At 73.0% G+C, this 24,767-nt stretch carries 24 protein-coding genes; 15 read left to right on the top strand and 9 right to left on the bottom strand.

All coding sequences use genetic code 11. The annotated features are described in order from the left end of the window. Positions 1-11: 11 nt before the first annotated feature. Positions 12-1,340, bottom strand: coding sequence for a hypothetical protein (locus AB0J40_RS25115; RefSeq protein ID WP_364457037.1), 1,329 nt, complete (start codon positions 1,338-1,340; stop codon positions 12-14). Between the two features lie 130 nt (positions 1,341-1,470). Here AB0J40_RS25115 and AB0J40_RS25110 point away from each other — a divergent pair, with 130 nt between their 5' ends. Next, complete coding sequence (locus AB0J40_RS25110; protein ID WP_364457035.1) at positions 1,471-2,229, top strand: MerR family transcriptional regulator; 759 nt, start codon at positions 1,471-1,473, stop codon at positions 2,227-2,229. A gap of 71 nt (positions 2,230-2,300) precedes the next feature. Next, entirely contained in the window at positions 2,301-3,539 is a 1,239-nt protein-coding gene (gene mshC, locus AB0J40_RS25105) for a cysteine--1-D-myo-inosityl 2-amino-2-deoxy-alpha-D-glucopyranoside ligase (RefSeq protein ID WP_364457033.1), read from the top strand. Positions 3,540-3,602: 63 nt separating this feature from the next. Here the strand turns inward: mshC and AB0J40_RS25100 are convergent, their stop codons facing one another. Both AB0J40_RS25100 and AB0J40_RS25095 read right to left on the bottom strand, forming a co-directional pair. Then, on the bottom strand, positions 3,603-5,234 hold the full coding sequence (locus tag AB0J40_RS25100) for an ABC-F family ATP-binding cassette domain-containing protein (protein WP_364457031.1): 1,632 nt from the start codon (positions 5,232-5,234) through the stop codon (positions 3,603-3,605). Positions 5,235-5,392: 158 nt separating this feature from the next. Beyond that, entirely contained in the window at positions 5,393-5,869 is a 477-nt protein-coding gene (locus tag AB0J40_RS25095) for a MarR family transcriptional regulator (RefSeq protein WP_364457029.1), read from the bottom strand. Between the two features lie 146 nt (positions 5,870-6,015). Between AB0J40_RS25095 and AB0J40_RS25090 the strand changes: the two genes are divergently transcribed. Genes AB0J40_RS25090 through AB0J40_RS25080 form a run of 3 tightly spaced genes read left to right on the top strand, consistent with a single transcriptional unit; the run spans position 6,016 to position 8,671 of the window. After that, on the top strand, positions 6,016-6,603 hold the full coding sequence (locus AB0J40_RS25090; RefSeq protein WP_364457027.1) for a helix-turn-helix domain-containing protein: 588 nt from the start codon (positions 6,016-6,018) through the stop codon (positions 6,601-6,603). Next, positions 6,600-7,874, top strand: coding sequence for an MFS transporter (locus AB0J40_RS25085; protein ID WP_364457025.1), 1,275 nt, complete (start codon positions 6,600-6,602; stop codon positions 7,872-7,874). The genes AB0J40_RS25090 and AB0J40_RS25085 overlap by 4 nt, the downstream gene beginning before the upstream one ends. After that, entirely contained in the window at positions 7,838-8,671 is an 834-nt protein-coding gene (locus tag AB0J40_RS25080; RefSeq protein WP_364457023.1) for a metallophosphoesterase, read from the top strand. The genes AB0J40_RS25085 and AB0J40_RS25080 overlap by 37 nt, the downstream gene beginning before the upstream one ends. Here AB0J40_RS25080 and AB0J40_RS25075 read toward each other — a convergent pair. Further along, positions 8,666-9,211, bottom strand: coding sequence for a CGNR zinc finger domain-containing protein (locus AB0J40_RS25075; RefSeq protein WP_364457021.1), 546 nt, complete (start codon positions 9,209-9,211; stop codon positions 8,666-8,668). The two genes, AB0J40_RS25080 and AB0J40_RS25075, sit on opposite strands and share 6 nt — an antisense overlap. A gap of 38 nt (positions 9,212-9,249) precedes the next feature. Here AB0J40_RS25075 and AB0J40_RS25070 point away from each other — a divergent pair, with 38 nt between their 5' ends. Further along, positions 9,250-10,149, top strand: a complete 900-nt coding sequence (locus AB0J40_RS25070) for a phosphotriesterase (protein ID WP_364457019.1) — start codon at positions 9,250-9,252, stop codon at positions 10,147-10,149. A 17-nt stretch (positions 10,150-10,166) separates the two neighbouring features. Here AB0J40_RS25070 and AB0J40_RS25065 read toward each other — a convergent pair whose 3' ends face one another. Then, a complete protein-coding gene (locus tag AB0J40_RS25065) occupies positions 10,167-11,072 on the bottom strand; it encodes a PAC2 family protein (RefSeq protein ID WP_285451588.1) in 906 nt (301 codons plus the stop codon). A 38-nt stretch (positions 11,073-11,110) separates the two neighbouring features. Here AB0J40_RS25065 and metH point away from each other — a divergent pair, with 38 nt between their 5' ends. The 6 genes from metH (at position 11,111) to hisG (ending at position 18,634) form a co-directional block, all read left to right on the top strand. After that, positions 11,111-14,665 (top strand): methionine synthase, encoded by a 3,555-nt coding sequence (gene metH, locus AB0J40_RS25060; RefSeq protein ID WP_364457017.1) that lies wholly within the window; start codon positions 11,111-11,113, stop codon positions 14,663-14,665. Between the two features lie 51 nt (positions 14,666-14,716). Further along, positions 14,717-15,379: an HAD family phosphatase gene (locus AB0J40_RS25055; protein ID WP_364457308.1), complete on the top strand. Its 663-nt coding sequence runs from the start codon at positions 14,717-14,719 to the stop codon at positions 15,377-15,379. Between the two features lie 59 nt (positions 15,380-15,438). Continuing rightward, entirely contained in the window at positions 15,439-16,902 is a 1,464-nt protein-coding gene (locus AB0J40_RS25050; RefSeq protein ID WP_364457015.1) for an AlkA N-terminal domain-containing protein, read from the top strand. An 8-nt stretch (positions 16,903-16,910) separates the two neighbouring features. Continuing rightward, positions 16,911-17,417, top strand: a complete 507-nt coding sequence (locus AB0J40_RS25045; protein ID WP_364457013.1) for a methylated-DNA--[protein]-cysteine S-methyltransferase — start codon at positions 16,911-16,913, stop codon at positions 17,415-17,417. A 66-nt stretch (positions 17,418-17,483) separates the two neighbouring features. After that, positions 17,484-17,747 (top strand): phosphoribosyl-ATP diphosphatase, encoded by a 264-nt coding sequence (locus AB0J40_RS25040; RefSeq protein WP_086681128.1) that lies wholly within the window; start codon positions 17,484-17,486, stop codon positions 17,745-17,747. A 41-nt stretch (positions 17,748-17,788) separates the two neighbouring features. Then, on the top strand, positions 17,789-18,634 hold the full coding sequence (gene hisG, locus AB0J40_RS25035) for an ATP phosphoribosyltransferase (protein WP_364457011.1): 846 nt from the start codon (positions 17,789-17,791) through the stop codon (positions 18,632-18,634). A 46-nt stretch (positions 18,635-18,680) separates the two neighbouring features. Here hisG and AB0J40_RS25030 read toward each other — a convergent pair whose 3' ends face one another. From AB0J40_RS25030 to AB0J40_RS25020, 3 genes are all read right to left on the bottom strand, one after another. Further along, on the bottom strand, positions 18,681-19,619 hold the full coding sequence (locus AB0J40_RS25030) for a ParA family protein (RefSeq protein WP_364457009.1): 939 nt from the start codon (positions 19,617-19,619) through the stop codon (positions 18,681-18,683). A gap of 64 nt (positions 19,620-19,683) precedes the next feature. Further along, positions 19,684-20,475, bottom strand: a complete 792-nt coding sequence (locus AB0J40_RS25025) for a thioesterase family protein (protein ID WP_364457007.1) — start codon at positions 20,473-20,475, stop codon at positions 19,684-19,686. After that, positions 20,475-21,377 (bottom strand): RecB family exonuclease, encoded by a 903-nt coding sequence (locus AB0J40_RS25020; protein ID WP_364457005.1) that lies wholly within the window; start codon positions 21,375-21,377, stop codon positions 20,475-20,477. The genes AB0J40_RS25025 and AB0J40_RS25020 overlap by 1 nt, the downstream gene beginning before the upstream one ends. Before the next feature lie 108 nt (positions 21,378-21,485). On the opposite strand from AB0J40_RS25020, the gene AB0J40_RS25015 reads away from it, so the two are divergent. The 3 genes from AB0J40_RS25015 to AB0J40_RS25005 all read left to right on the top strand — a co-directional run bounded on the left by AB0J40_RS25015 (position 21,486) and on the right by AB0J40_RS25005 (position 24,318). Beyond that, positions 21,486-22,637, top strand: a complete 1,152-nt coding sequence (locus AB0J40_RS25015) for a site-2 protease family protein (protein WP_364457003.1) — start codon at positions 21,486-21,488, stop codon at positions 22,635-22,637. A 62-nt stretch (positions 22,638-22,699) separates the two neighbouring features. Continuing rightward, on the top strand, positions 22,700-23,530 hold the full coding sequence (locus AB0J40_RS25010) for a tRNA (adenine-N1)-methyltransferase (protein ID WP_364457001.1): 831 nt from the start codon (positions 22,700-22,702) through the stop codon (positions 23,528-23,530). A gap of 5 nt (positions 23,531-23,535) precedes the next feature. Further along, positions 23,536-24,318 (top strand): pentapeptide repeat-containing protein, encoded by a 783-nt coding sequence (locus tag AB0J40_RS25005; protein WP_364456999.1) that lies wholly within the window; start codon positions 23,536-23,538, stop codon positions 24,316-24,318. Here the strand turns inward: AB0J40_RS25005 and AB0J40_RS25000 are convergent. Continuing rightward, positions 24,315-24,761, bottom strand: coding sequence for a hypothetical protein (locus AB0J40_RS25000; RefSeq protein ID WP_364456997.1), 447 nt, complete (start codon positions 24,759-24,761; stop codon positions 24,315-24,317). The genes AB0J40_RS25005 and AB0J40_RS25000 overlap by 4 nt on opposite strands. Positions 24,762-24,767: the final 6 nt, after the last annotated feature.

The following is a 24,767-nucleotide window of genomic DNA, read 5'->3' as shown; positions in this document are numbered from 1 at the left end:
GTCGTGCGCGACTACCTGCGCCCCCGGCGGTGCCGGCCTGGCGCCGGCGGGTTGACCGCCCGGTCCAGCGACCGGGCGGCCAACCCGGTGTCCGCGTGCCCGGCGGGCAGGTACGCGTCATGGTCGGCGAGGACTTCGCGGCCGAGCGCGCGAGCCTGCGTGAACGCCCCTTCGGCCACCAGGAGGTCGACCGACCGGCGCCGCAGCCGCAGGATCGGACCCAGCCGCGGGCCCGCCGCCACCGAGGGCAGCGCCCGGAAGTGGCGCCACAGTGCCGTTGCGTGGTCGGCGAGGTCGGCGGTCTCCTCGGTGTCCGCCACCGCGAACGCCCGGTCCAGCGCCACGGCCAGGCGCTCCTGCGCGTGCAGCTTTCCCAGCACCGCGCGCCGGGTCAGGCGGTGCATCGTCACCACCTCGCCGCTGACGTCGAACTCCGCGAGCGCCGCGTTCTCGAGACCCGTGAGCGCGGTGTCCACCGCCACCGGGTCCGGCCCGGCGCGGTGCACCAGCGCCCGCCGCACGCCCCGCGGCGCCAGCACGGCCAGCAGCTCGGCGACGACCTCGGCCCGGCCGTCCCGTGCGGCGACCGTGCGCAGGGCCGCGAGCGTGGTGTCCTCCACCCAGGGCGAGTAGTCCTCACCCGGTTCCCGCTCGAGCAGCGGCGTCCCCGGCAGCCGGTCGAGGTACTCCGTGGAGCCCGACGTGCGGATCACCCCGCCGGCCTGGGCGAGGGCCAGCGGCAGGTAGCCGAGCTCCCGGGCGACGTCGGCGGCGTCGCGGCCCGACCGCGCGCGCAGGAAACCCTCGGCGGTGGCCGGGTCGAAGCCGGTCACCGGCACCGTCGGGCCGAGGACCTCGAAGTCCGGCACCGTGGTGGTCACCAGGACCCGGGCCCGGGCGGGCAGCCACCGGGTGAGCGCGTCCGGGTCGGCCGGGCCGTCGAAGACGACGATCGCGCCGTCGCGTCCGTCGAGCCACGCCAGGCCCGCGTCGGGGCCGGTCAAGCCCTGCTGCCGGGCCAGTTCCGCATACGCGCGGGCGGCGGTGGCCGGGTCGGCCGCGGCCACCCAGAGCACCGGCGAGCGCGCCTCGCGGACGTACGCGGCGGCGACGTGCGTCTTGCCCGTCCCGCCGCCGCCCAGCAGGACGCACGACCGCCCCGCGCGGAACGTCTCGTCGATCTTCGGCAGGACGTCGTCCCGGCGCACGGCGGCGAGGGGTTCGCGGGGAACCGGGCCGATCACCGGCCGGGGCCGGGCGCGGCGGGGCCGCCGCAGCGCGACCGCCGTGACCAGCGCGATCACCGCGACCGCACCGCCCACGACGATCATGGTGCCCATCCGGTCAGGCTAACCGCGCTCGCCGCCGGGAACCCGCTCCGGAAGAGTGACGCTTGACCCTCACGTCGCGTGAGGCACCACCGTGGTCTCCGCAAGGGCCGAACCGGCCGGAGAGGAAGAGGGGAAACCGATGGGGCATCCCGTGGGCAAGGTCGCCGCGCTGGCCGGGATCACCGTCCGGACGCTGCACCACTACGACGAGATCGGCCTGCTCAGCCCGAGCGGCCGGACGAGCTCGGGGTACCGCAGCTACGACGACGACGATCTCGACCGGCTGCAGCGCATCCTGTTCTACCGGGAGCTCGGGTTCCCCCTCGAGACGATCGCGACCCTCGTCGATGACCCGGGCATCGACGCCGACGCGCACCTGAAGAAGCAGCGGGAGCTGCTGGTGGCGCGGATGGGCGAGCTCGGGCGGATGGTCGCGGCCGTCGATCGCGTGATGGAGGCGAGAGCCATGGGCAACGCACTGACGCCCGAAGAGAAGTTCGCAGTGTTCGGCGGGTTCCGCGAGCCGGACGGCTACGCGGAGGAAGCCGCGCGGCGGTGGGGCGGCACGCCCGAGTGGCAGGGCGCGACCCCACCGTCCAAGGAGGACCTGGTGGCCGGCGAGGCGGCCCGCCGGGACTGGGTCCGGCGGCTGAACGCCGTCCTCGACGCGGGTGGCGCGCCGGACGGCGCCGAGGCGATGGACCTCGCCGAGGAGCACCGCGGGATGCTCGCCCGCTTCATGGGCGAGTGCTCGTACGAAACGCAGCGGCGCATCGGTGAGCTGTACGTCACGGAGCCGGTGCAGCTCGGGTTCCTCGTCCGCGAGGAAGAGCAGCGGCCCGGCGTCGGGGAGTTCGTCCGCGACGCCATCGTGGCGAACGTCGCACGCCGGCGATAACCGCTGCTCCACGTGGGGGAGGAGTCCCACCGGGCGGGAGGGTGCCGGAGCGAACGCTTACAGTCGGGGGTATGCAGACTTGGTCATCGGTCGACGTGCCCCGCATCCCCGGCACCCCCCGCCCGCTGCGGCTCCACGACACGGCCACCGGGCAGATCCGCCCGACCGCGCCCGGCGCCACCGCCCGGATGTACGTCTGCGGCATCACGCCCTACGACGCGACGCATCTGGGGCACGCCGCGACGTACCTGGCCTTCGACCTGGTGAACCGCGTGTGGCGGGACAACGGGCACGACGTCCACTACGTGCAGAACGTGACGGACATCGACGAGCCGCTGCTCGAGCGGGCCGAGCGCGACCAGGACGACTGGGTCGTGCTGGGCATGCGCGAGACGGCGCTGTTCCGCGAAGACATGACCGCGCTGCGCGTGCTCCCGCCCCAGCAGTTCGTCGGCGCGGTGGAGAGCATCCCGGAGATCGTCGAGGTCATCGCGAAGCTGCTCGCGAACGGCGCCGCCTACCGGGCGGACGACCCCGAGTTCCCCGACGTCTACTTCGACCACTCGGCGACGGGCAGGTTCGGCTACGAGTCGAACTACGACGAGCCCACCATGCGGAAGTTCTTCGCCGAGCGCGGCGGCGACCCCGACCGCGCCGGCAAGCGCCACCCGCTGGACGCGCTGCTGTGGCGCGTGGCCCGCGACGGCGAGCCGTCGTGGGAGTCGGAACTCGGCCCGGGCCGCCCCGGCTGGCACATCGAGTGCAGCGCCATCGCGGTCAACCGCCTCGGGCTCGGGTTCGACCTGCAGGGCGGTGGTTCGGACCTCATCTTCCCGCACCACGAGTACAGCGCGGCGCACGCGGAGGCCGTCGCCAAGGACGGGCCGTTCGCCCGCCACTACGTGCACGCGGGGATGATCGGCCTCGACGGCGAGAAGATGTCGAAGTCGCGCGGGAACCTCGTGTTCGTCTCGCGGCTGCGGGCCGACCAGGTCGACCCGGGCGCGATCCGGCTCGCGTTGTTCGCCGGCCACTATCGCGAAGACCGCCCGTGGACCGATGCGCTCCTCGCCGAGGCGCAGACGCGGCTGGCGCGCTGGCGGGAAGCCGTCGCGCTGCCGGCCGGCCCGTCGGCGGAGGACACCGTGGCCCGGCTGCGCGACCACCTCTCGGACGACCTCGACACCCCGAAGGCCCTGGCGGCGATCGACGCGTGGGCGAACGAGGCCCTCCGGCGCGACGGCACGGACTCGACGGCTCCGGGCCTGATCCGCATCGCGGTCGACGCCCTCCTCGGCATCACCCTCTGACCTTCGGTGGACAAGTGCCGCTTTCCCGTGAAAGCGGCACTTGTCCACCGGGTGTATAACGGCCTACACGGCGACCGGACGGCCGTCGGCCAGTTCCAGGTGGTCGCCCTGCCAGTCGCGGCGCAGCCAGCGGTCGTGGGACGCGATGACGACCGCGCCCGGCGCCGTCTCCAAGGCCGCGAACAGTTCTTCCGCCAGGGTCAGCGAAATGTGGTTCGTCGGCTCGTCGAGCAGGAGGACGTCCGGTGGCTCGGCGAGCAGGATCGCCAGCGCCAGCCGACGCCGTTGACCGACCGAAAGCGCTCCGACGGGCTGCCGGAGATCCCGGGACGCCAGCAGCCCCAGGTGGCCCAGCGGGGGAGCGTCCTCGCCGAGCGTGTCCCGGTAGACGCGCGCGGCGGTCCGTTCCGGCGACGCGAACACGACGTCCTGCTCCAGCAACCCGACGCGGACGCCGTGTCCGAAGTGGACCGTCCCGGACGCCGGCGTCAGCCGGCCGGCCAGGACCGACAGCAGCGTCGACTTCCCGGCGCCGTTGCCGCCGGTGACGAGCAGCCGGGCCGAACCGTCGACGTCCAGGCGCGGCAGCCGCAGCCGGTCCGGGATTTCCAGTGACCGCACCGAAATCGCGGGTCCGTCGCCGGTGACGCGGCCGGTCAGCTCCGCCCGGAACCGCAGCGGCGCCGGTGGTTTGCGCACCTGGTCGCGTTCCAGGTTCTCCAGCCGCTGCTCGGCGTCGCGCACCCGCCGCGAGATCGTCTTCTGGACGCGGGCGCCCTTGAAGTGGTGGATGAACTTGTCGTTGTCGCGCGGGCCGCGGCCGTAGGCGACGTTGCGCGCGGTGACCGCGACGGTTTCCCGCAGCTCCTTCAGTTCCTCCTGTTCCTCGGCGAACCGCTGTTCCCACCGCGCCCGCTCGGCCTTCTTGTGGCCGAGGTAGTCGGTGTAGCTGCCGCCGTAGCGGACCGCGCCGCCGGCCTGGCGGTCGGCCGCCGCCGGGTCGAGGTCGACGATGTCGGTGCAGACGGCGTCGAGGAACACCCGGTCGTGCGACGACAGCACCACGATCCCGGTCAGCTCGGTGAGGTGGCGTTCCAGGAACGCCATCGCGGCGTCGTCGAGGTGGTTGGTCGGTTCGTCCAGCAGCAGCGTTTCCGGCTGCCGGACCAGCAGCGCGGCCAGGCCGAGCCGGGACCGCTGCCCGCCGGACAGCGTGCCGAGCCTGCGGTCCGGTTCGACGCCGCCGAGGCCGAGCCCGTCGCAGACGAGCTTCGCGCGGCGGTCGGCGTCCCACAGGTCGTGGGCCTGGGCCCACTCGAGGACCCGGCCGTACTCGTCGAGCACGCCCGCGTCGTCCGGCCGGTCGGTCATCACCGCGGTCAGCTCGTCGAGCCGGGCCGCGGCGGCGCGGATCTCGGCGAGGGCGTCGTCGAGGACGTCGGCGAAGGTCGCGTCCATGCCGAACGGCAGCTCCTGCAGCAGGAACCCGACGTCCGGGCCGCGCAGCACCTCGCCGGAGCGGGGTTCTTCGAGCCCGGCGAGCAGCCGCAGCAGGGTGGACTTGCCGGTGCCGTTCTCGCCGACCAGGCCGAGCCGCTGCCCGGCCGACGCGGTCAGCGAGACGCCGTCGAGGACGACGCGGGTGCCGTAGCCGAAGACGACGTCCTTGGCCTGCAAGGGGAAAAGGGTGGACATTGCGCATCACCGGGCCCGGATGAGAAGAAGCGGAAATCCCGCCGGGCGTCGTGGCACGCGGGAGCGTCAGGCTCGACCGGGTGCCGCCTCGGAAGCGGGATGGGCGCGGTTCAGTTCCTCATAGTGGAGCCAGGTTAACGCAACATCAGTAGAGTTAGTCAACTGGTTATGGCCTGGGTCACATCCGGCAGCTCGCTCGAAGCCCGCTCGGCCGCCGCCGTGCCGTCGGTGAGGAAGCCGACGAGCGCCGTCAGCTGACGGCGGTCCAGGCGTGCCAGCCGCTCGCCGACGAACCGGGCCATGGGCGCGTAGAGCTCGGCGAGCTCGGCCATCCGGTCGGGCAGTGGCCGGACGACGAGCCGGCGCCGGTCCGCCGGATCCGGGGCCCGCTCGGCGAGCCGGTGCCGCTCCATCCGGTCGAGCAGCCGGGTGAACGCGCCGGTGGACATCCCGAGCAGCCGCGCCAGCTCGGTCGGGGAGTCGCTGACGCCGCCGTGGAGCAGGTGCAGGCAGTGCAGCTCGGTCGAGGTGACGGCCATCCGCTCGGCGACCGCGGCGTGGAAGAGGGCGGTCGAGCCCACGAACCGGGGGAGGGCGAGAGCGGCGGCGGTGGCGAGTTCGCGCTGGTCGGGCAACGTCCATCCAAGGTCGGGTGACGACGCAGTCACTGCCCTGCGCAGTGACTGCGTCGCGAACGATAGCGAAGTCGCTTGACAAACCCGCAGGCGGGGTCAAACATGAAAGAGTACTTTCGAAATGCCTCTTTCAGATTGGACGACCGATGGCCGGGTTGCCACCGCGCAAGCGGATCGAGGACGTCGAGCTGTTGCGCGCACTGTCGCACCCGCTGCGGTCGGCGCTGCTGAACCACCTCACGGCCGTCGGCCCGCGCACCGCGAGCGAATGCGCGGAGGCGGTCGGCTCGACCGCGTCCAACTGCAGCTGGCACCTGCGGCAGCTCGCCCAGTACGGCCTGGTCGAGCGGGCGGACGCCGAAGACGGCCGGGAACGGCCGTGGCGCGCCCGGCAGGTCGGGCTGGAGATGGGGGAGCTGGCCGACGACCCCGCCCACCGCGCGGCCCAGCTCGGCATGGTCGGCGCGACCCTGGGCCACGAGCAGGAGCTGACCCAGCGCTACCTGGACTCGCTCGACGACCTGGACCCGGCGTGGCGCGGCGCGGCCGGGCTGATCACGTACGCGCTGCGCGTCACGCCGGCGGAGCTGACCCGGCTGACCGAGGCGATCGACGCGCTGGTCCGGCCCTACGTCGGGGCCATCCGGACCGACGCGCCGGCGGATGCCCGCCCGGTGCACGTCGGCCTGCGGGCGTTCCCCCGCATCGAGCACTCGGGGAAGGCGGAGGAATGAAACAGCTGCTGGGGGTGCCGGCGTTCGCGCGGTTGTGGGTGGCCGCGTTCTTCGGCGAGACGGCCGAGTGGATGCTGCAGGTGGCGTTGCCGGTGTACGTCTTCCAGCGCACCGGCTCGGCCGCGACGACGGCGCTGAGCATCGTGCTCGGCCTGCTGCCCGCGGTGCTGCTGAGCCCGGTCGCCGGGGTCGTGGCCGACCGGTGGAACCGGCGGGCGGTGCTGTTCGGCGTCTGCTGCGGGCTGGCCGTGGTCGCGGTGCCGCTGCTCGCGTCGCCGGGGGTTCCGGTCGTGTACGGGGTGATGGCCGCGCAGGCGGCGCTGGCGTCGGTGTTCGAACCGGCGCGCAACGCGCTGGTGCCGGAACTGGTCGGCGTCGAGGAGGTCACCGGCGCGAACGGCCTGATGAGCGTGAACGGCAGCGTCGCCCGGCTGGCGGGCGGCTGGGCGGGTGGTGCGCTGCTCGGCTTCGGCGGCCTCGCCGACGTCATCACCGGCTACCTGGCGGTGCTGGCGGTCGCGGCGGCGTTGCTGGCCAAGCCGTTCCGCCGGGTGCGCGCGCCCGCGCCGGCCAGCCCGCCCGAACCCGTGGTGCGCGCCTGGCTGGACGGTCTGCGCGAGCTCGCGCACAACCGCCGCCTGTGGCGCACCGGGCTCGCCCTGGTGTTCACGTCGCTGGCCCAGGGCATGTTCCTGGTGCTGTTCGTGGTGTACGTCCTCGACGTGCTGGGCGGCAGCGAAGCCGACGCGGGCCTGCTGCGGGGCGTGCAGGCGATCGGGGGCCTGGCCGCCGGGTTCGCGCTGGCCACGGTGGCCCGGCGGGTGGCGCCGGCGGCCCTGCTCGGCTGGGGCGCGCTCGCGCTGGGCCTGGTGTCGGCGGTGATCTGGAACCTGGCCGCGGTGACGACGGCGCTGGGGGTGTACGTGGGCCTGTTCGTGCTGGCCGGCGCCCCGGGCGTGGTCGTCGGCGCGGGAGTGCTCTCGGAGATCCAGAGCGCGGTCGCGCCGGAGCGGGCCGGCCGGGTGCTGAGCACGACGTTCGCGGCGATCGCCGTGTGCACGACGGCCGGGGCGCTGCTGGCGGGGACGCTGGTCGCCACGACCGGGCCGGCGGTGCTGCTGAACGTCCAGGCGGGCGTCTACGTCCTGGCGGGAACCCTCGTGCTGGTGCGGAAACCACCCGTAATCCGCAGGTTTCGCGAAGAACCCGCCGCCGCGGTGGCTACGGTGGAGGGGTGCCGCACCTCTTCGCCACCAGCGACCTCCACGTGACCCATGAGGGCAACGGCCCGATCCTCGACTCGGTCGTCCCGGAGACGCCCGAAGACTGGCTGCTCGTGGCCGGAGACGTCGCCGAGCGGGCCGAAGCCACCATCGGGACCTTGAAGACCCTGAGCGAGCGGTTCGCGAAGGTCGTCTGGGTGCCGGGCAACCACGAGCTGTGGACGACGAACGGCGACCCGTGCCAGCTGCGCGGGCAGGCCCGGTACGAGTACCTCGTCGAGGAGTGCCGGAAGCTCGGGGTCCTGACGCCGGAGGACGACTACCCCGTCTGGACCCATGGCGACCGGCCGCTGACCATCGCGCCGCTGTTCCTGCTCTACGACTACAGCTGGCGGACCCCGGAGGCCGAAGGCAAGTCCCTGACGGAGGCGCTGAGCCAGGCGCGGGCCGCCGGTGTCGTCTGCACCGACGAGTACTTCCTGCACCCGGACCCCTACCCCAGCCGCCAGGCGTGGTGCGAGGACCGGCTCAAGATCAGCGCCGGGCGCCTCGACGCGATCCCCGACGACCACGGCACGATCCTGATGTCGCACTGGCCGCTGCACCGCCACCCGACGGCGCCGCTGTACTGGCCGGAGTTCGCGCTGTGGTGCGGCACGACGAAGACCGAGGACTGGCACGTGCGGTACCGGGCGGAGATCGCGGTCTACGGCCACCTGCACATCCCGCGCACGACCGAAGCCGACGGGGTGCGGTTCGAAGAGGTTTCGCTGGGTTATCCGCGCGAGTGGCGGAAGCGGGCACGGGGTGCGGTGCCGATGCGGCGGATCCTCTGGCCGTCATGAGTTCGCGCGTCGCCGCTCCCTGAGCGCGCGTACGCGGCCGCGGCTGGCGCACGCCGGCGACGGGCACCACCGCCGTCGGCCGCCCGGGTCCGCGAACACGCCCCGGCAATCCTGCTCGGGACACGCGCGCAAGTCGTGCCGCAACGGCCCGGTGAGCCAGTCGGCCGCCTGGTGGGCGAGCCGGGCGAACGCGGCGCGCGCGGTCGGCGGGGCACTGCGGTGCAGCCGCTCCAGAGCGGTCAGGTGCACCGGTTCGGGAGCGAGGAAGCGCGTCAAAGCGCCGACCTCGTCCGCGGTCGGAGCGATGCCGTCGACCACGCCCAACGCGAGTGGCCGCAGTGCTTCGCGCAGCTCGTGTGCGGTGGCCACATCGGTGTCGGTGACCGGCGTGAGCGGGGTGAGGTCCGACCGGGCCAGCCAGGCGCGCAGGCGCTCCACCGTGGGGATGCGCTCGACCGGCCGCGCGCCGAAGTGCCGGCCGCGCGTGGCGAGCAGGTTCAGCCAGGGCGCGCCCATGTCGAGGCGGAAGTCTTCGGACACTTCGCCATCGTAACGGTTGAGGCGTTACACTCGCGCTCGTGACTGGGGATGCGAAGGTGCGGACGGTGCTGGGCGACATCGATCCGGCCGAACTGGGCGTGACGAATTCACACGACCACCTCTTCTTCGCCTCGAAGCTGCTGCCGGGCCAGGAACTCGACGACCCGGCCGCCGCGGCAGCCGAACTGAGCCGGTTCCGGGCGGCAGGCGGCGCGGCCCTCGTCCAGTGGACGCCGCACGGGCTCGGCCGCCGGATGCCCGACCTCGCCCGGATCTCGCGGGAGACGGGCGTGCACCTCATCGGCGCCACCGGCCTGCACCGCGCCGAGCACTACGCGCCCGCCGCGCTGAGCCGGGTCGTCGACGACCTGGCCGGCGTCTTCGTCGAAGACCTGACCGGGGACACCGCGCCGCGGGCCGGGCTGGTCAAGGTGGCCGGCGCGTTCCACACGATCGACTCCCACGCCCGGCTGACGATGACCGCCGCCGCGGTCGCCCACCAGGAGACCGGCGCGCCGATCGCCGTGCACCTCGAACTCGGCACGGCCGCCCTGGAGACCGTCGAGCTGCTGTGCGGCAAGCTGGACGTTTCACCGGAAAAGGTGATTCTCGGGCACCTCAACCGGAACCCGGACCCGCGGCTGCAGCGGGAGATCGCCGAAACCGGCGTGTTCCTCGGCTTCGACGGCCCGTCGCGGGCCAACCACGCCACCGACTGGCGGCTCTTCGACGGCCTCGAAGCGCTCGTCGCGGCCGGGCACGGCGGGCAGCTCCTGCTCGGCGGCGACACGACCACCGCCGCCGCCCGGTCGCAACCGGGCGCGTCCTACCTGCTCACGACGCTGGCCCCGCGGCTGGCGAAGCTGCTGGGCGGCGACGTCGTCACGGCCATGCTGGTGGCGAACCCCGCGCGGGCGTTCGCCACCAGCTGGCGGTGACAGTCAAGTGTGATGATTCAGCGGAGGCCGAAACCTTCCTGTCCGCCGCCCCGGCCGCGGCGGCGCAGGTAGCGCTCGAACTCGGCGGCGATCTTGTCGCCGCTGACGTCCTGCTCCGCGACCTCGCTCTGCGCGTCGCCGCGCTCTTCGAGGCTGCGGACGTACTCGCTGATCTCCTCGTCCTCGTCGGCCATCTCGCTGACCGTGCGCTGCCACTCTTCGGACTGCTCCGGCAGCGCCCCGAGCGGGATCTCGACGTCGAGGATGTCCTCCAGCTTGTGCAGCAGGGCCAGCGTCGCCTTCGGGGACGGCGGGTGCGACACGTAGTGCGGCACCGCGGCCCAGATCGACACGGCCGGGATGCCCGCCTGCACGCAGTAGTCCTGCAGGATCCCGACGATGCCGGTCGGGCCCTGGTAGTTGTTCAGGTCGAGCCCGTACAGCGACGCGGTGTCCTTGTCGTACGCCGTCCCCGTGACCGGGACCGGCCGTGTGTGGGCGGTGTCGGCGAGCAGTGCGCCCAGCGTCACCACGGTCGCGACGTCCAGCTGCTTGATGTGCTCCAGCAGCTCGGCGCAGAAGGCGCGCCAGCGCATGTTCGGCTCGGGGCCCTGCACCAGCACGACGTCCCGGTCGAACCCGTCGGGGCGGCACACCGACAGCGTCGTCGTCGGCCAGTCCACCCGTCGAGTGACGCCGTCCACCATCCGGACGGTCGGGCGGCTGACCTGGAAGTCGTAGTAGTCGTCGGGCTCCAGTTCGGCCAGGGGCGTGGCGTCCCAGTTCAGCTGCAGGTGCTCCACCGCGCGGCTGGCCGCGTCACCCGCGTCGTTCCAGCCTTCGAAGGCGACGACCATCAGCGGGCGGGTGGGTTCGGTGCGGTCGCCGGGCGGCCGCGGGGTCTCGTCGACGGGCTCACTCACCGGACCAGCCTACGACCACCGGCCTTACCCTGTTCAGCATGTCCGACCGCCTGTCGTCGCCGTTCCTCGAAGCCCTCCGCTCGCGCGTTCTCGTGGCCGACGGCGCCATGGGCACCGCCCTGCAGGCCCACGACCTGAGCCTCGCCGACTTCGACGGTCTCGAAGGCTGCAACGAAGTCCTCAACGTCACCCGGCCGGACGTGGTCCGCTCGGTGCACCGGGGCTACCTGGAGGCGGGCGCGGACGCCGTCGAAACGAACACTTTCGGGGCCAATTTCGCGAACTTCGCCGAGTACGACATCACCGGGCGGATCTTCGAGCTGGCCGAAGCCGGCGCCCGGCTGGCCCGCGAGACCGCCGACGAGTTCGCGACGCCGGACCGCCCGCGGTTCGTGCTCGGCTCGGTCGGCCCGGGCACCAAGCTCCCGACCCTCGGCCACGCGCCGTTCACCACGCTGCGTGACGCCTACCGCGAGGAGGTCCGCGGCCTGCTCGCCGGCGGCGTCGACGCGGTGATCGTCGAGACCACCCAGGACATCCTCCAGACGAAGGCGTCGATCATCGGCGCCAAGCGCGCCATGGCCGCCGAGGGCAGGCGGGTGCCGATCCTCGCTTCGATCACCGTCGAAACCACCGGCACGATGCTGCTCGGCACCGAGGTCGGCGCCGCGCTGGCCGCGCTGGAGCCGCTCGGCATCGACGTCATCGGCCTCAACTGCGCCACCGGGCCCGCCGAGATGAGCGAGCACCTGCGGCAGCTGGCCAAGCACGCCCGCGTGCCGCTGTCGGTGATGCCGAACGCCGGCCTGCCCGAGCTCGGCCCGGACGGCGCGGTGTACCCGCTCGGCCCGGAAGCGCTGGTCGAAGCGCTGACCGGGTTCGTCCGCGAGTTCGGCGTCGGCCTGGTCGGCGGCTGCTGCGGCACCACCGACGAGCACATCCGGCAGCTCGCCGCCGCCGTCGCGGACACCACGCCGGTCCCACGGCGGCCGCGCCCCGAGCCCGGCGTGTCGTCGCTGTACCAGGCCGTGCCGTTCAAACAGGACGCCAGCGTGCTCATGATCGGCGAGCGGACCAACGCCAACGGCTCGAAGGCGTTCCGGACCGCGATGCTGGAGGGCCGCTGGGACGACTGCGTCGAGATCGCCCGCGAGCAGACCCGCGACGGCGCCCACCTCCTGGACCTGTGCGTCGACTACGTCGGCCGCGACGGCACCGCGGACATGGCCGAGCTGGCCGGCCGGCTGGCCACCGCCTCGACGCTGCCGATCATGCTCGACTCCACCGAGGTCGCCGTCCTGAAGGCCGGGCTGCAGCGGCTCGGTGGTCGCTGCGCGGTCAACTCCGTCAACTACGAAGACGGCGACGGACCCGGCTCCCGGTTCACCCAGGTCATGGAGCTGGTCAGCGAATACGGCGCCGCCGTCGTCGCCCTGACCATCGACGAAGAAGGCCAGGCGCGGACGGCCCGGAAGAAGGCCGACATCGCGACCCGGCTGATCGAAGACATCACCGGCAACTGGGGGCTGCGGACCTCCGACGTCATCATCGACGCCCTGACCTTCACCATCGCCACCGGTCAGGAGGAATCGCGCCGCGACGGCATCGAGACGATCGAAGCGATCCGCGAAATCAAGCGACGCCACCCCGAGGTCCAGACCACCCTGGGGTTGTCGAACATCTCCTTCGGCCTCAACCCGGCCGCGCGGCAGGTGCTCAACTCGGTGTTCCTGCACGAGTGCGTCCAAGCGGGACTGGACACCGCGATCGTGCACGCGTCGAAGATCCTGCCCATGGCCCGCATCCCGGACGAGCAGCGCGCGGTCGCCCTGGACCTCGTCTACGACCGCCGTCGCGACGGCTACGACCCGCTGCAGGAGCTGATGGCCCTTTTCGAGGGCGTCAGCGCGGCCTCCTCGAGGGCCTCTCGCGCCGAAGAGCTGGCCGCCTTGCCGCTGTTCGAACGCCTCGAACGCCGGATCGTCGACGGCGAGCGCACCGGCCTCGCCGACGACCTCGACGCCGCGCTGGAGCAGCGGCCCGCCCTGCAGATCATCAACGACACGCTGCTGTCGGGCATGAAGACCGTCGGCGAGCTGTTCGGGTCCGGGCAGATGCAGCTGCCGTTCGTCCTGCAGTCGGCCGAGGTGATGAAGGCGGCCGTCGCGCACCTCGAGCCGCACATGGAGAAGGACGACGACTCCGGCAAGGGCCGGATCGTGCTCGCCACCGTCCGCGGCGACGTCCACGACATCGGCAAGAACCTCGTCGACATCATCCTGTCCAACAACGGCTACGAGGTCGTCAACCTCGGCATCAAGCAGCCGATCAGCACGATCCTCGACGCCGCCGAGGAGCACGGCGCCGACGCCATCGGCATGTCCGGCCTGCTGGTCAAGTCGACGGTGATCATGAAGGAGAACCTCCAGGAGATGAACTCCCGGGGCGTCTCCGCGCGCTGGCCGGTGCTGCTCGGCGGCGCGGCGCTGACCCGCTCCTACGTCGAGAACGACCTGGCGGAGCTGTATTTCGGCGACGTCCGCTACGCCCGTGACGCGTTCGAAGGGCTGCGGCTGATGGACGCGATCATGGCGGCCAAGCGCGGCGAGTCGCCGCTGGTCGACGCCGACGCGGAGCGGAAGCGCCTGGAGCGCAGGGAACGCCGGGAACGGTCGCTGCGGATCGCCGAGGCGCGCAAAGCCCGCAAGGCCGAGGAAGAGGCTCTCGAAGGACTGCCGCCGGCGCGCTCGGACGTCGCCACCGACGTCCCGCTGCCGACCCCGCCGTTCTGGGGCTCGCGCGTGGTCAAGGGTGTCGCGGTCGCCGACTACGCCGCGATGCTCGACGAGCGGGCGACCTTCATGGGGCAGTGGGGCCTCAAAGGCGCCCGCGGCGGCGCCGGGCCGACGTACGACGAACTCGTCGAATCCGAAGGCCGGCCGCGGCTGCGGTACTGGCTCGACCGGCTGACCGCCGACGGCGTCCTGGCCCACGCGGCCGTCGTCTACGGCTACTTCCCGTGCGTCGCCGAGGGCGACGACCTGGTCGTGCTCACCGAGCCCGAACCGGACGCGCCGGAACGGCTGCGCTTCACCTTCCCCCGCCAGCGCCGCGACCGGCGGCTCTGCCTGGCCGACTTCTACCGCCCCCGCGAGTCCGGCGAGGTGGACGTGGTGCCGTTCACCGTCGTGACCATGGGCCGGCCGATCGCCGACTACGCGAACGAGCTGTTCGCCGCCGACGCCTACCGCGACTACCTCGAGGTGCACGGCCTCGGCGTGCAGCTCACCGAGGCGCTGGCCGAGTACTGGCACTGCCGCATCCGGCAGGAGCTGACCTTCCCCGGCGGTGTGGCGGTCGCCTCAGAGGACCCGGACGACGTCGAGGAGTTCTTCAAGCTCGGCTACCGTGGAGCCAGGTTCTCACTGGGCTACGGCGCCTGTCCCGACCTCGAGGACCGGGCGAAGATCGTCGCGCTGCTCGAGCCGGGCCGGATCGGCGTCAAGCTGTCCGAGGAGTACCAGCTGCACCCCGAGCAGTCGACCGACGCGATCGTCTGCCACCACCCGGAAGCCAAGTACTTCAACACCTGAGGGAGATCCACTGTGTCTGACTGCGCCTCCGCGGGAAAGCGTGCGTCGGCGCTGGACGGACTCGATGCCGTGCTGTGGGACATGGACGGCACGTTGGTCGATTCCGAGAAGCTGTGGGACATCGCCCTCTACGAGACGGCGGAGTGGCTCGGCGGCAAGCTTTCCGAAGAGCAGCGGATGACCCTCGTCGGGTCCAACATGGACGACACCTCGGCGTACCTCCTGGAGGTCGTCGGCCGGCCGGTCACGCCGGAGGCGATCGCGGCGACGGGCGAGGAGATCCGCCGCCGCACGGCCGGGCTCTTCGACGACGAGCTGCCGTGGCGCCCCGGCGCCCGCGAAGCCCTGACGGCGGTGCGTGAAGCCGGGTTGCGCTCGGCTCTGGTCACCTCGACCGAGCGGGACCTCACCGAGCTGGCGCTGAACACGATCGGGCGGGAGTTCTTCGACGTCACCGTCTGCGGCGACGAGGTCGAGGGTCTCAACAAGCCGCACCCGCGGCCGTACCTCAAGGGCGCGGAGCTGCTCGGCGTGGACCCGGCGCGGTGCGTCGCGGTCGAGGACTCGCCGCCGGGCACGGAATCGGCGGTCGCGGCGGGCTGCACGGTCCTGGTCATCCCGAACGACGTCCCGGTCGAGGCGGGGGAGCGGCGCGTCTTCCGCGACTCGCTCGTCGGGGTCGACGTGCCTGCCCTGGCGGCCCTGCTGGGCTGAACACGCCCATGTCGCATTTCCGCTAGCCGTCGCCTGCCGGGTCCGCGATGCTGGGTCCCGTGCACGATGATTTCGAGCGGTGCGTGCGGGCCGTGCAGGCGAAGGACGCCCGGTTCGACGGGTGGTTCTACACCGCCGTCCTGACGACGAAGATCTACTGCCGGCCCAGCTGCCCGGTGGTGCCGCCGAAGCCGCGGAACATGAGCTTCTACCCGAGCGCGGCCGCCGCGCAGCAGGCCGGCTTCCGCGCCTGCAAGCGCTGCCGCCCGGACGCCAGCCCCGGCTCGCCGCTGTGGAACGAGCGCGCCGACCTCGTCGCGCGGGCGATGCGGCTGATCGCCGACGGCGTCGTCGACACCGACGGCGTCCAGGGTCTCGCCGACCGGCTCGGCTACAGCGTCCGCCAGGTCCAGCGCCAGGTGTTCGCCGAGGTCGGCGCCGGCCCGCTGGCGCTGGCCCGGGCCCAGCGCGCGCAGACCGCGCGGACCCTGATCGAGACCACCACCCTGCCGATGGCCGAGCTGGCGCTGGCCGCCGGCTTCGGCAGCATCCGGGCGTTCAACGACACCGTCCGCGAGGTGTTCGCCCTCTCGCCGACCGAGCTGCGACAGCGCGCGAAGGGCAAGCCGTCGGCGACGGCGGGCGCGATCCCGCTGCGGCTGCCCTACCGCAAGCCGCTCTGCCCGGACAACCTGTTCGGCCACCTCGTGGCCACCGGGGTACCGGGCGTCGAGGAGTGGCGGGACGGCGCCTACCGCCGGACCCTGCGGCTGCCGCACGGCCACGGTGTCGTCGCACTGCGGCCCGAAGACGGGCACATCGCCTGCCGGCTCACCCTGACCGACCTGCGTGACCTGCCGACCGCGACCAGCCGCTGCCGCCGCCTGCTCGACCTCGACGCCGACCCGGTCGCCGTCGACGACCAGCTCGCCACCGACCCGCTGCTCGCGCCGCTGGTCGCGGCCGCCCCGGGCCGCCGGGTGCCCCGCACGGTCGACGGTGCCGAGTTCGCCGTGCGAGCCGTGCTGGGACAGCAGGTCTCGACGGCGGCGGCCCGCACCCACGCGGCCCGGCTCGTCGTGGCCCACGGCGAGCCGATCGACGACCCGGAAGGCGGCCTGACGCACCTGTTCCCCTCGCCGGACGCACTCGCCTCGCTGGACCCGGAGACCCTGGCGATGCCGCGGTCTCGCCGGCGCACGCTGCTCGCGCTGGTCGAGGCGCTGACGGACGGCCTCGACCTCGGCGCGGGCAGCGACTGGGCCGGGACCAGGGCGGCGCTGACCGCGTTGCCCGGGTTCGGGCCGTGGACGGTCGAGAGCATCGCCATGCGCGCCCTCGGCGACCCCGACGCGTTCCTGCCCACCGACCTCGGCATCAAGTACGCCGCCGAAACCCTCGGCCTCGGCGGCCAGGCCGCCGTCGTCGCCCGGTCCGCGGCGTGGCGCCCGTGGCGCGCCTACGCCACCCAGCACCTGTGGGCCACCGGTGACCACGCCATCAACCGGATGCCCGCCGCCTAGGAGATCCCATGCGTTCCCACACGGTCGTCGACAGTCCCTGCGGCCCGCTCACCCTGGTCGCCGAGGGCGGCGCGCTCTGCGGGCTGTACATGCACGAGCAGCGCCACCGCCCCGCCGAGGCGACGTTCGGCTCGCCCGGCGCGGCCGAGGTCTTCGGCCTCGCCGAGACCCAGCTGAAGGAGTACTTCGCCGGGCAGCGCCGGGAGTTCGACCTCCCGCTGGCCTTCCGCGGCACGCCGTTCCAGCGCGCGGTGTGGGCCGCGCTGCTCGACATCCCCTACGGCGAAACCGCCTCCTACGGCGAACTCGCGCAGCTGCTCGGCAAGCCGGCGGCCGCCCGCGCGGTGGGCCTGGCCAACGGCAAGAACCCGATTTCGATCATCGTGCCGTGCCACCGGGTCATCGGTTCGACCGGCTCGCTGACAGGGTACGGCGGCGGCCTGGAGCGGAAGCGGTACCTGCTCGACTTCGAACGTCGTCCCAGTCCTCGGGAGGCGCTGTCCACTTCGGTGTGAGATCGGCGGCATCCGCGGCGGGGCGGGGCGGCGCCGCCGGGGCCGGGGTGGAAGGATCTGCAGACCGTGAAGACCTTCGATGAGCTGTTCGCGGAGCTTGCCGAGCGCGCGCGTACCCGTCCCGACGGGTCCGGCACCGTCGTCGCCCTCGACGCCGGGGTGCACGCCCAGGGCAAGAAGGTGCTCGAGGAAGCCGGCGAGGTGTGGATCGCCGCCGAGCACGAGTCCGACGACCGCCTCGCCGAGGAGATCTCCCAGCTGCTGTACCGGGTGCAGGTGCTGATGCTCGGCCGCGGTCTGTCGACCGAGGACGTCTACCGCTACCTGTGACGGGTCACCCGAAGAACCCGAAGAACGAGGAGAAGAGCGAAATGCTGCGTGTTGCCGTGCCGAACAAGGGAGCCCTCGCCGCCGCGGCGACGGAGATGCTCGGCGAGGCGGGCTACCGGAAGCGGCATGAGCAGCGCGACCTGACGGTGCTCGACCACGTCAACGAGGTCGAGTTCTTCTTCCTGCGCCCCAAGGACATCGCGATCTACGTCGGCTCCGGTGAGCTCGACCTCGGCATCACCGGCCGGGATCTGGCGCTCGACTCCGGCGCGCCGGTGGAGGAGGTCCAGGCGCTCGGCTTCGGCGGTTCGACGTTCCGCTACGCCGCCCCGGCCGGCCGGGACTGGAAGCCGGCCGACCTGCACGGCAAGCGGCTCGCGACGTCGTACCCGCGGCTGGTCCGCGACGACCTCGCCCGCCACGGCGTCGAGGCCGAGGTGATCCGCCTCGACGGCGCGGTCGAGATTTCGATCCAGCTGGGCGTGGCGGACGCGATCGCGGACGTCGTCGAGTCCGGGCGCTCGCTGCGGCAGAACAACCTGGTGGCGTTCGGCGACCCGATCTGCGTGTCGGAAGCGGTGCTGCTGCAGCGTCGCGGTACGCCGGAGAGCAAGGCGAAGTCGCAGCTGGCGGCGCGCCTGCGCGGGGTGGTGTTCGCGCAGCAGTACATGATGCTGGACTACGACTGCCCGCGGACGCTGGTCGAGCGCGCGATCGCCATCACGCCGGGCCTGGAGTCGCCGACGGTGGCGCCGCTCGCGGACGAGAACTGGGTGGCCGTGCGCGCGATGGTGCCGCGCAAGAAGGTCAACCTCATCATGGACGAGCTCGCCGAAGTGGGCGCGAAGGCGATCCTGGCGTCGGACATCCGCTCCTGCCGCCTCTGACCCACCCGCTCGTGAGTGTTCGAGGCGGTTGGAAGCGCCCGAACACTCACGAGCGCGGGCGGTTGGGTTTCTTGGGCAGCAGGTCGTAGAGACCCTTGCGGGCGCCGTTGTCGTTGACGTTGCGCGCCACCGCGACCTCCGAGATGAAGTCCTCGAAGACGAACTCCTCGTCGGCCGGGACCACCGCGGGGGCCTGGTTCTGCTCCAGGTAGCTGTCGAGCGTGCCCGCGATCTCGCGGAACGACAGCGCTTGCAGCGTCTCCGGCGCGTACGTCGTCACCGGGACGCCGTGCGCCGCCGCCTCGTTCATCACCACGCCCAGCGGCAGGTGCGACAGCATCGGGATACCGAACTCGTACATCTCCTGCAGCGCCGCTGCCGCGTAGTGCGAGATCGGCCGCCGGTACAGGCTCGGGACCAGGCCGAACCACGACAGCGGCTGCCGCCCGACCGTCTGCTCGACGTACCGGACCTGGTCGGCCAGCAGCCGCAGCGCACGGATGCTCGTCTTGTCCGGCTGGACCGGGACCAGGATGCCGTGCGACGCCGCGAGCGCGTTGTTCGTCAGCACGTCCAGCGCCGGCGGGCAGTCGATGACGCAGTGGTCGTAGTTGGCGAACTGGATGACCCGGGCCAGCTGCCAGCCGGGCACGCGGAACGAGTCGAGCCGCCGGATCAGGTCGAACATCCCCGGTGACGTCGGCACGACGTCGAGCGCACCGCCGCGGCCGAGGTTGCTGCGCGGGTGCGGCACGACGAGCTCGTCGATCGGGCCCTTCCACGTCTTGGCCAGCGCCTTCGCGAGGCTCGGCTGGTCCGCCGGCACCTCGGACAGGCCGAGCATCTCGGTCGTCGCGTGGCCCTGCGGGTCGAGGTCGACCAGCAGCACCCGCCGGCCCCGCTCGGCCAGCGCGGCCGCGGTGCCGACGCTCAGTGAGGTCTTGCCGACCCCGCCTTTCTGGTTGACCACCGAGGTGATCTGCATGCCGGAGCGCTCCTCAAGTCGGTCGTTCCGCGAAGGTTATTGGATGCGGGCCCGTTGTGGGTGGCTATCCGCCCCCGGCCTGTCGCGGTCGCACCATCAGCGCCTGCGCGCCGGTGGCCACCGGGCCGCCCGCGTCGTGCAGGATGCTGGTCGCGGTGCCGATGCCGTGCTTGCCGACCAGCGTCACCGCGTCGAGGCCGATCCACTCGCCGGCCGGCACCCGCCGCAGGTGGACGGTCAGCTCGGAGTTGATGAACCACCACTTGCGCGGGTCGAGGAAGTTCGACACGCCGTTGCCGGAGTCGGCGATGGTGAACAGCCGCTGCAGTCCGCTCGGCTCCTCGCCGTCGACCAGCGGGACGCGCTGGCGGGCCCAGACCGCCGCCGGACCGGGCACGTCCATGCCGCCGCGCACCGCGCGCCACTCCACGGCGTCGAGGTAGCCGGCCTGCCAGCCCTCCGGCCACGGCGACTCGGTCACGGTGTCCGGCGCCGGCAGGAGCGGCCCGGCGTCGGTGGCCGCCTCGGCCGTGTCGGACGTCGCGATGCGCCACGCCGAAGCCCGCGCCACCACGCGCTCCGCGCTCGCCAGCTCGGCCTGCAGCAGCTCCACCGACCGGCCCGGCCGCTCGACCCGGGCGCGCACGGTGAGCTCGGCGACCGGCGCCGGGCCGAGGATCTCGACGGTCACCCGCGCGAGCTCGGCCGGGTGGGCCGGTTCGACGTTTTCGAGCGCGCGCACCAGCAACGCCGACGGCGGGCCGAAGTGCTGGGACTCCGACGACCACGGCCCGGCCGTGTGCCCGGTCGCGGAGTAGCGGCCCTCGCCGAGGGGGACGTAGAACGCGTCGGCCATCAGTCGGCCCGGTCCAGCGGCGTCTCGTCGCCCGCGTCGGGCTCCGGCCAGCCGGGGTAGTCCGGCGGCGTGCCGCCGTACTCGGGGCAGTGCGCCTGGTGGTCGCACCAGTTGCACAGCTTGCTCTTGTTCGCGCGGAAGTCGCCGGTCCTGCCCGCCTTGAGGATCGCCTGCCAGATGGCTTCCAGCGTGCGTTCGAAGCGCAGCAGCTCGGCTTCGTCGGGGGTGTAGGCGAGCGACTGGCCGTCGGTCAGGTACATCAGCTTGAGCTGGCGCGGCACGATCCCGCGCAGCCGCCACAGCACGACGGCGTAGAACTTCATCTGGAACATCGCCTTCGCCTCGCCGATTTCGCGGGGCGCGGCGCCGGTCTTGTAGTCGACGACCCGGATTTCCCCGGTCGGCGCGACGTCGAGGCGGTCGATGTAGCCGCGCAGCAGGACACCGGAGCCGAGCTCGATCTCGACGTGCAGCTCGCAGGCCTCGGGTTCGAGCCGCCTCGGGTCTTCGAGCTCGAAGTAGGCGTCCAGCAGCTTTTCCGCCGATCGCAGCCAGTCCGCGTGGTCTTCGGGCTGCTCGCCGTCGAACAGCTCGGTCCACTCCGGACGGTCCGCGGAGAGGTCCGTCCACGCCGGGCCGAGCAGCTCCCGCGCCTGCGCGGGCACCCGTTCGGCGGCAGGCAGCGCGAACAGCCGCTCCAGTACCGAGTGGACGAGCGTGCCGCGCAGCTGCGCCTTGGTCGGGACCTCCGGCAGCCGGTCGACCGCGCGGAACCGGTAGAGCAGCGGGCATTGCTTGAAGTCGCTGGCCCTCGACGGCGACAGCGCGGGCCGCCGCCGCACCTCGGTGGCGACGGCGGTGGCTGCTGGGGGATCCGTGGTGACGGTGTCGGCGTCGGGCATGGGCAGAGCGTAACGCCGGGGTCCGACAGTTCCGGCGACCGCAACGCGCGCGACACCACCCGGACCGGATCACCCGCTCCCCACACCGGGGGCTCTAGGCTCTCCCGCATGGCCGCGACCAGTGAACAGGGCACCGGGGGCACCCGGCAGGCCGTCCTTCCGGACGGCGGTCTCCGGCTGTTCCGGGTCGCCGGCGTGCCCGTGCTGCTCGCGCCGTCCTGGTGGATCGGGTCGCTGATCGTCGTCGTGCTCTACGCGCCGCTGGTCGGCCGGCTGCTCCCGGACGCCTCGTCGCTGACGTCGTGGCTGCTGGCCGGCGCCTTCGCGCTGCTGCTGGGCCTGTCGGTGCTGGCGCACGAGCTCGGGCACTGCGTCGCCGCGCTGCGGCTGGGGATCCCGGTGCGGCGGGTGCGGCTGTTCCTGCTCGGCGGCCTGTCCGAAGTGGCCAGGACGCCGAAGCGGCCGGCCCACGAGGGCCTGGTCGCGGCCGCGGGCCCGGCGGTGTCGCTGCTGCTGGGCGGGTTCTGCGGCCTGCTGATGTTCGCCGTCCCGCCGGACGGCGCGGTCTGGATGCTGGTCGCCGAGTGCGCGGTGGCGAACCTCGCCGTCGGCGTGTTCAACCTCCTGCCCGGCCTGCCCCTCGACGGCGGCCGGCTGGTCCGCGCCGGCGTCTGGGCGGCCACCGGGATCCGCGCGACGGGCACGCGCGCCGCGGTCGCGGGCGGCGGGGTCGTGGCCGCGGGCCTGCTCGTGTGGGCCCTGTGGGGCCTGGCGACCGGCAGCCCGGACCGGTGGCTGCGCCTGGGCGTCTGCGTCGTCACGGCGTGGTTCGTGATCCTCGGCGCGCGTTCGGAGCTCACCGCCGAGGCACGCCGCACCTGGCCGGAAGGACTGGACCTCACCGAACTGGTGCGCCCCGTGCTGCAGCTGCCCGCCGAAAGCCCGGTGTCGGACGCGCTCGCGGCCTCGGCGGGCCGGGGCGTGGTGCTCGTCCGCGCGGACGGCGTCGCGGCCGGGCTGCTCGACACCGGCGCGGCGGAGCGCCTCGCGGGTACCTCCCCGCACGCGCCCGCCGAGCTCGCCGCGGAGCCGATCCGCGCCGAAACCGTCTTGCTGGCCTCGGAACCGGGGGAGGACGTCGTCGAGCGGGTCCGCGAGACCCCGGCGTGGCAGTTCCTCGTCGTCGACGACGAGGGCCGCCCGGCGGGCGTGCTGCGCCGGGACGACCTGCGCGCCGCGCTGAACCGCCGTACCCGCTGAGGACGGGCCCCGGACGGCCTGCGAAGATCTGTCGTCGGCCATTCGGGGTACAGGAGGAAGTGTTGTCGGTCAGCGGACCGTTTCGCGCGGGTGATCGGGTGCAGTTGACCGACTCGAAGGGGCGGCACTACACCCTGACGCTGGCCGACGGCGGGGAGTACCACACCCACCGCGGCGCGCTCGCCCACGACGACCTGATCGGCAGGCCCGAGGGTTCGGTGGTGACGTCGGCGGGCGGGTCGACGTACCTGGCCCTGCGCCCGCTCCTGCCGGACTACGTGCTCTCGATGCCGCGCGGCGCGCAGGTGATCTACCCGAAGGACGCCGCGCAGATCGTGATGTGGGGCGACATCTTCCCGGGCGCGCGCGTGCTCGAGGCGGGCGCCGGCTCCGGCGCGCTGACGTGTTCGCTGCTGCGCGCGGTCGGCCCGGACGGGCACGTGAGCTCGTACGAGATCCGCGACGACCACGCCGAGCACGCCGAGCGCAACGTCGTGAAGTTCTTCGGGGAGAAGCCGGCGAACTGGTCGCTCACGGTGGCGGACCTGGCGACCCACGAAGGCGAAGTCGACCGGGTGGTCCTGGACATGCTGGCCCCGTGGGACCAGCTGCCGAACGTCGCCGCGCACCTCGTGCCGGGCGGCGTGCTGACGGTCTACGTCGCGACGGTGACGCAGCTGTCCCGCGTGACGGAGTCGCTGCGCGAGCAGCAGTGCTGGACCGAGCCCGAATCGTGGGAAACGCTGATGCGGCCGTGGCACGTGGTGGGCCTCGCGGTGCGCCCGGACCACCGGATGGTCGCGCACACGGCGTTCCTGCTCACGGCCCGCCGGCTCGCCGACGGGACGGTCTCACCGCGCGTGTCCCGGCGGCCGTCGAAGGGCAAGGGCTAGCGGGGGTGTCCTCGCGCCGGAAGGCCGGGTTCGCGGTGGCGGCGGCCGTCGTGACCGGCCTTTTGGTGCTGTGCGTGGTCTTCGCGCCGGGGTGGCTCGTCGGCACTTCGCCGGGCCTGGGGCCGGCGGATCGGTTGAAGGCCGTCAACGACGTCCGCGGCACGCTGCTGCAGGCGCTCGGCGGACTTCTCGCCTTGGCGGGTGTCGGCCTGGGCGCGCTCCTCACGTCCCGGCAGCTGCTGCTCAACCGGGAGAGCCGGTCGATCGACCTGTTCACCAAGGCGATCGACCAGCTCGGGGCCGAGCAGGGGCCGACGCGGCAGGGCGCCGTCTACGCGCTGGAGCAGCTGGCCGACCTCGATCCCCGCTACCGCGGGCACGTCCACGCGCTGCTGACGTCCTTCATCTGCTCGCGGGCGCCTTGGGAACCCGAGGCAGCGGGCCGCGAAGGCGGTCCGGCGGACGACGTCGCCGCCGCGATCGCGGCGCTGGGCCGCGGCGGGATGATCGAGGCGGACGCGGCGTCCGAACTCGAGCGGGTCGACCTGCGGAACGCCGACCTGACCGGACTGGCGATCCCGAGAATCTGCTTCGCCGGGGCGAACCTGGCGGGCGCGGTGCTGCGGAACGCGAACCTCACCGGTGCGACCCTGACCGGCACGATCCTGCGGGACGCGGATCTGCGCGGCGCCGACCTCACCGGCTCCGACCTGACCGGCGCGGACCTCGCCGGGGTCACGGCCGACGGCACCACCCGTTGGCCCGCCGGTTTCACGCCACCCGGTTAGCCCGGCACGCACCAGCGGCCGTTCTCCTTGTGCAGCGGGAAGGGCGTGTCCTTCGTCCCGCCCGGGGCTTCGACGTGCACCTTCGCCGTCGCGGACTCGCCGCGGACCTCCGGTGGCTCCTTCAGCGTCGCCGTCACCCGGCCGGCCGCGTCCCACATCCGCTGCAGCCTCCCCAGTGCGTCGGCGCTCTGCGGGCGGCACGTCAGCTTGCCGAACGCCGCCGAGTCGTGCGCGGTGATCGCGTCGACGATCGCGCGCGCCAGCACGTTCACCGCCGCGGTGTCGACCGCGCTCGGCGCCGCGGAAGCCGAGCTGCGGGGCGCCGGGGCCGGGGTCGACGGCGCTGGCGCGGAGCCGGACGGCGCCACGAGCAGCAGTCCCAGCACCACGCCCGCGCCTGCCACGCCGAGCAGCACGAGCCCGGCGGCGAGCGCGCGGTTCACCGAACG

Origin of the sequence: Amycolatopsis sp. NPDC049691, from assembly GCF_040675005.1 — a bacterium.
GTDB lineage: Bacteria > Actinomycetota > Actinomycetes > Mycobacteriales > Pseudonocardiaceae > Amycolatopsis.
The sequence above is the reverse complement of the archived record's forward strand: the minus strand, read 5'-3'. Positions and strand labels throughout refer to the sequence as shown.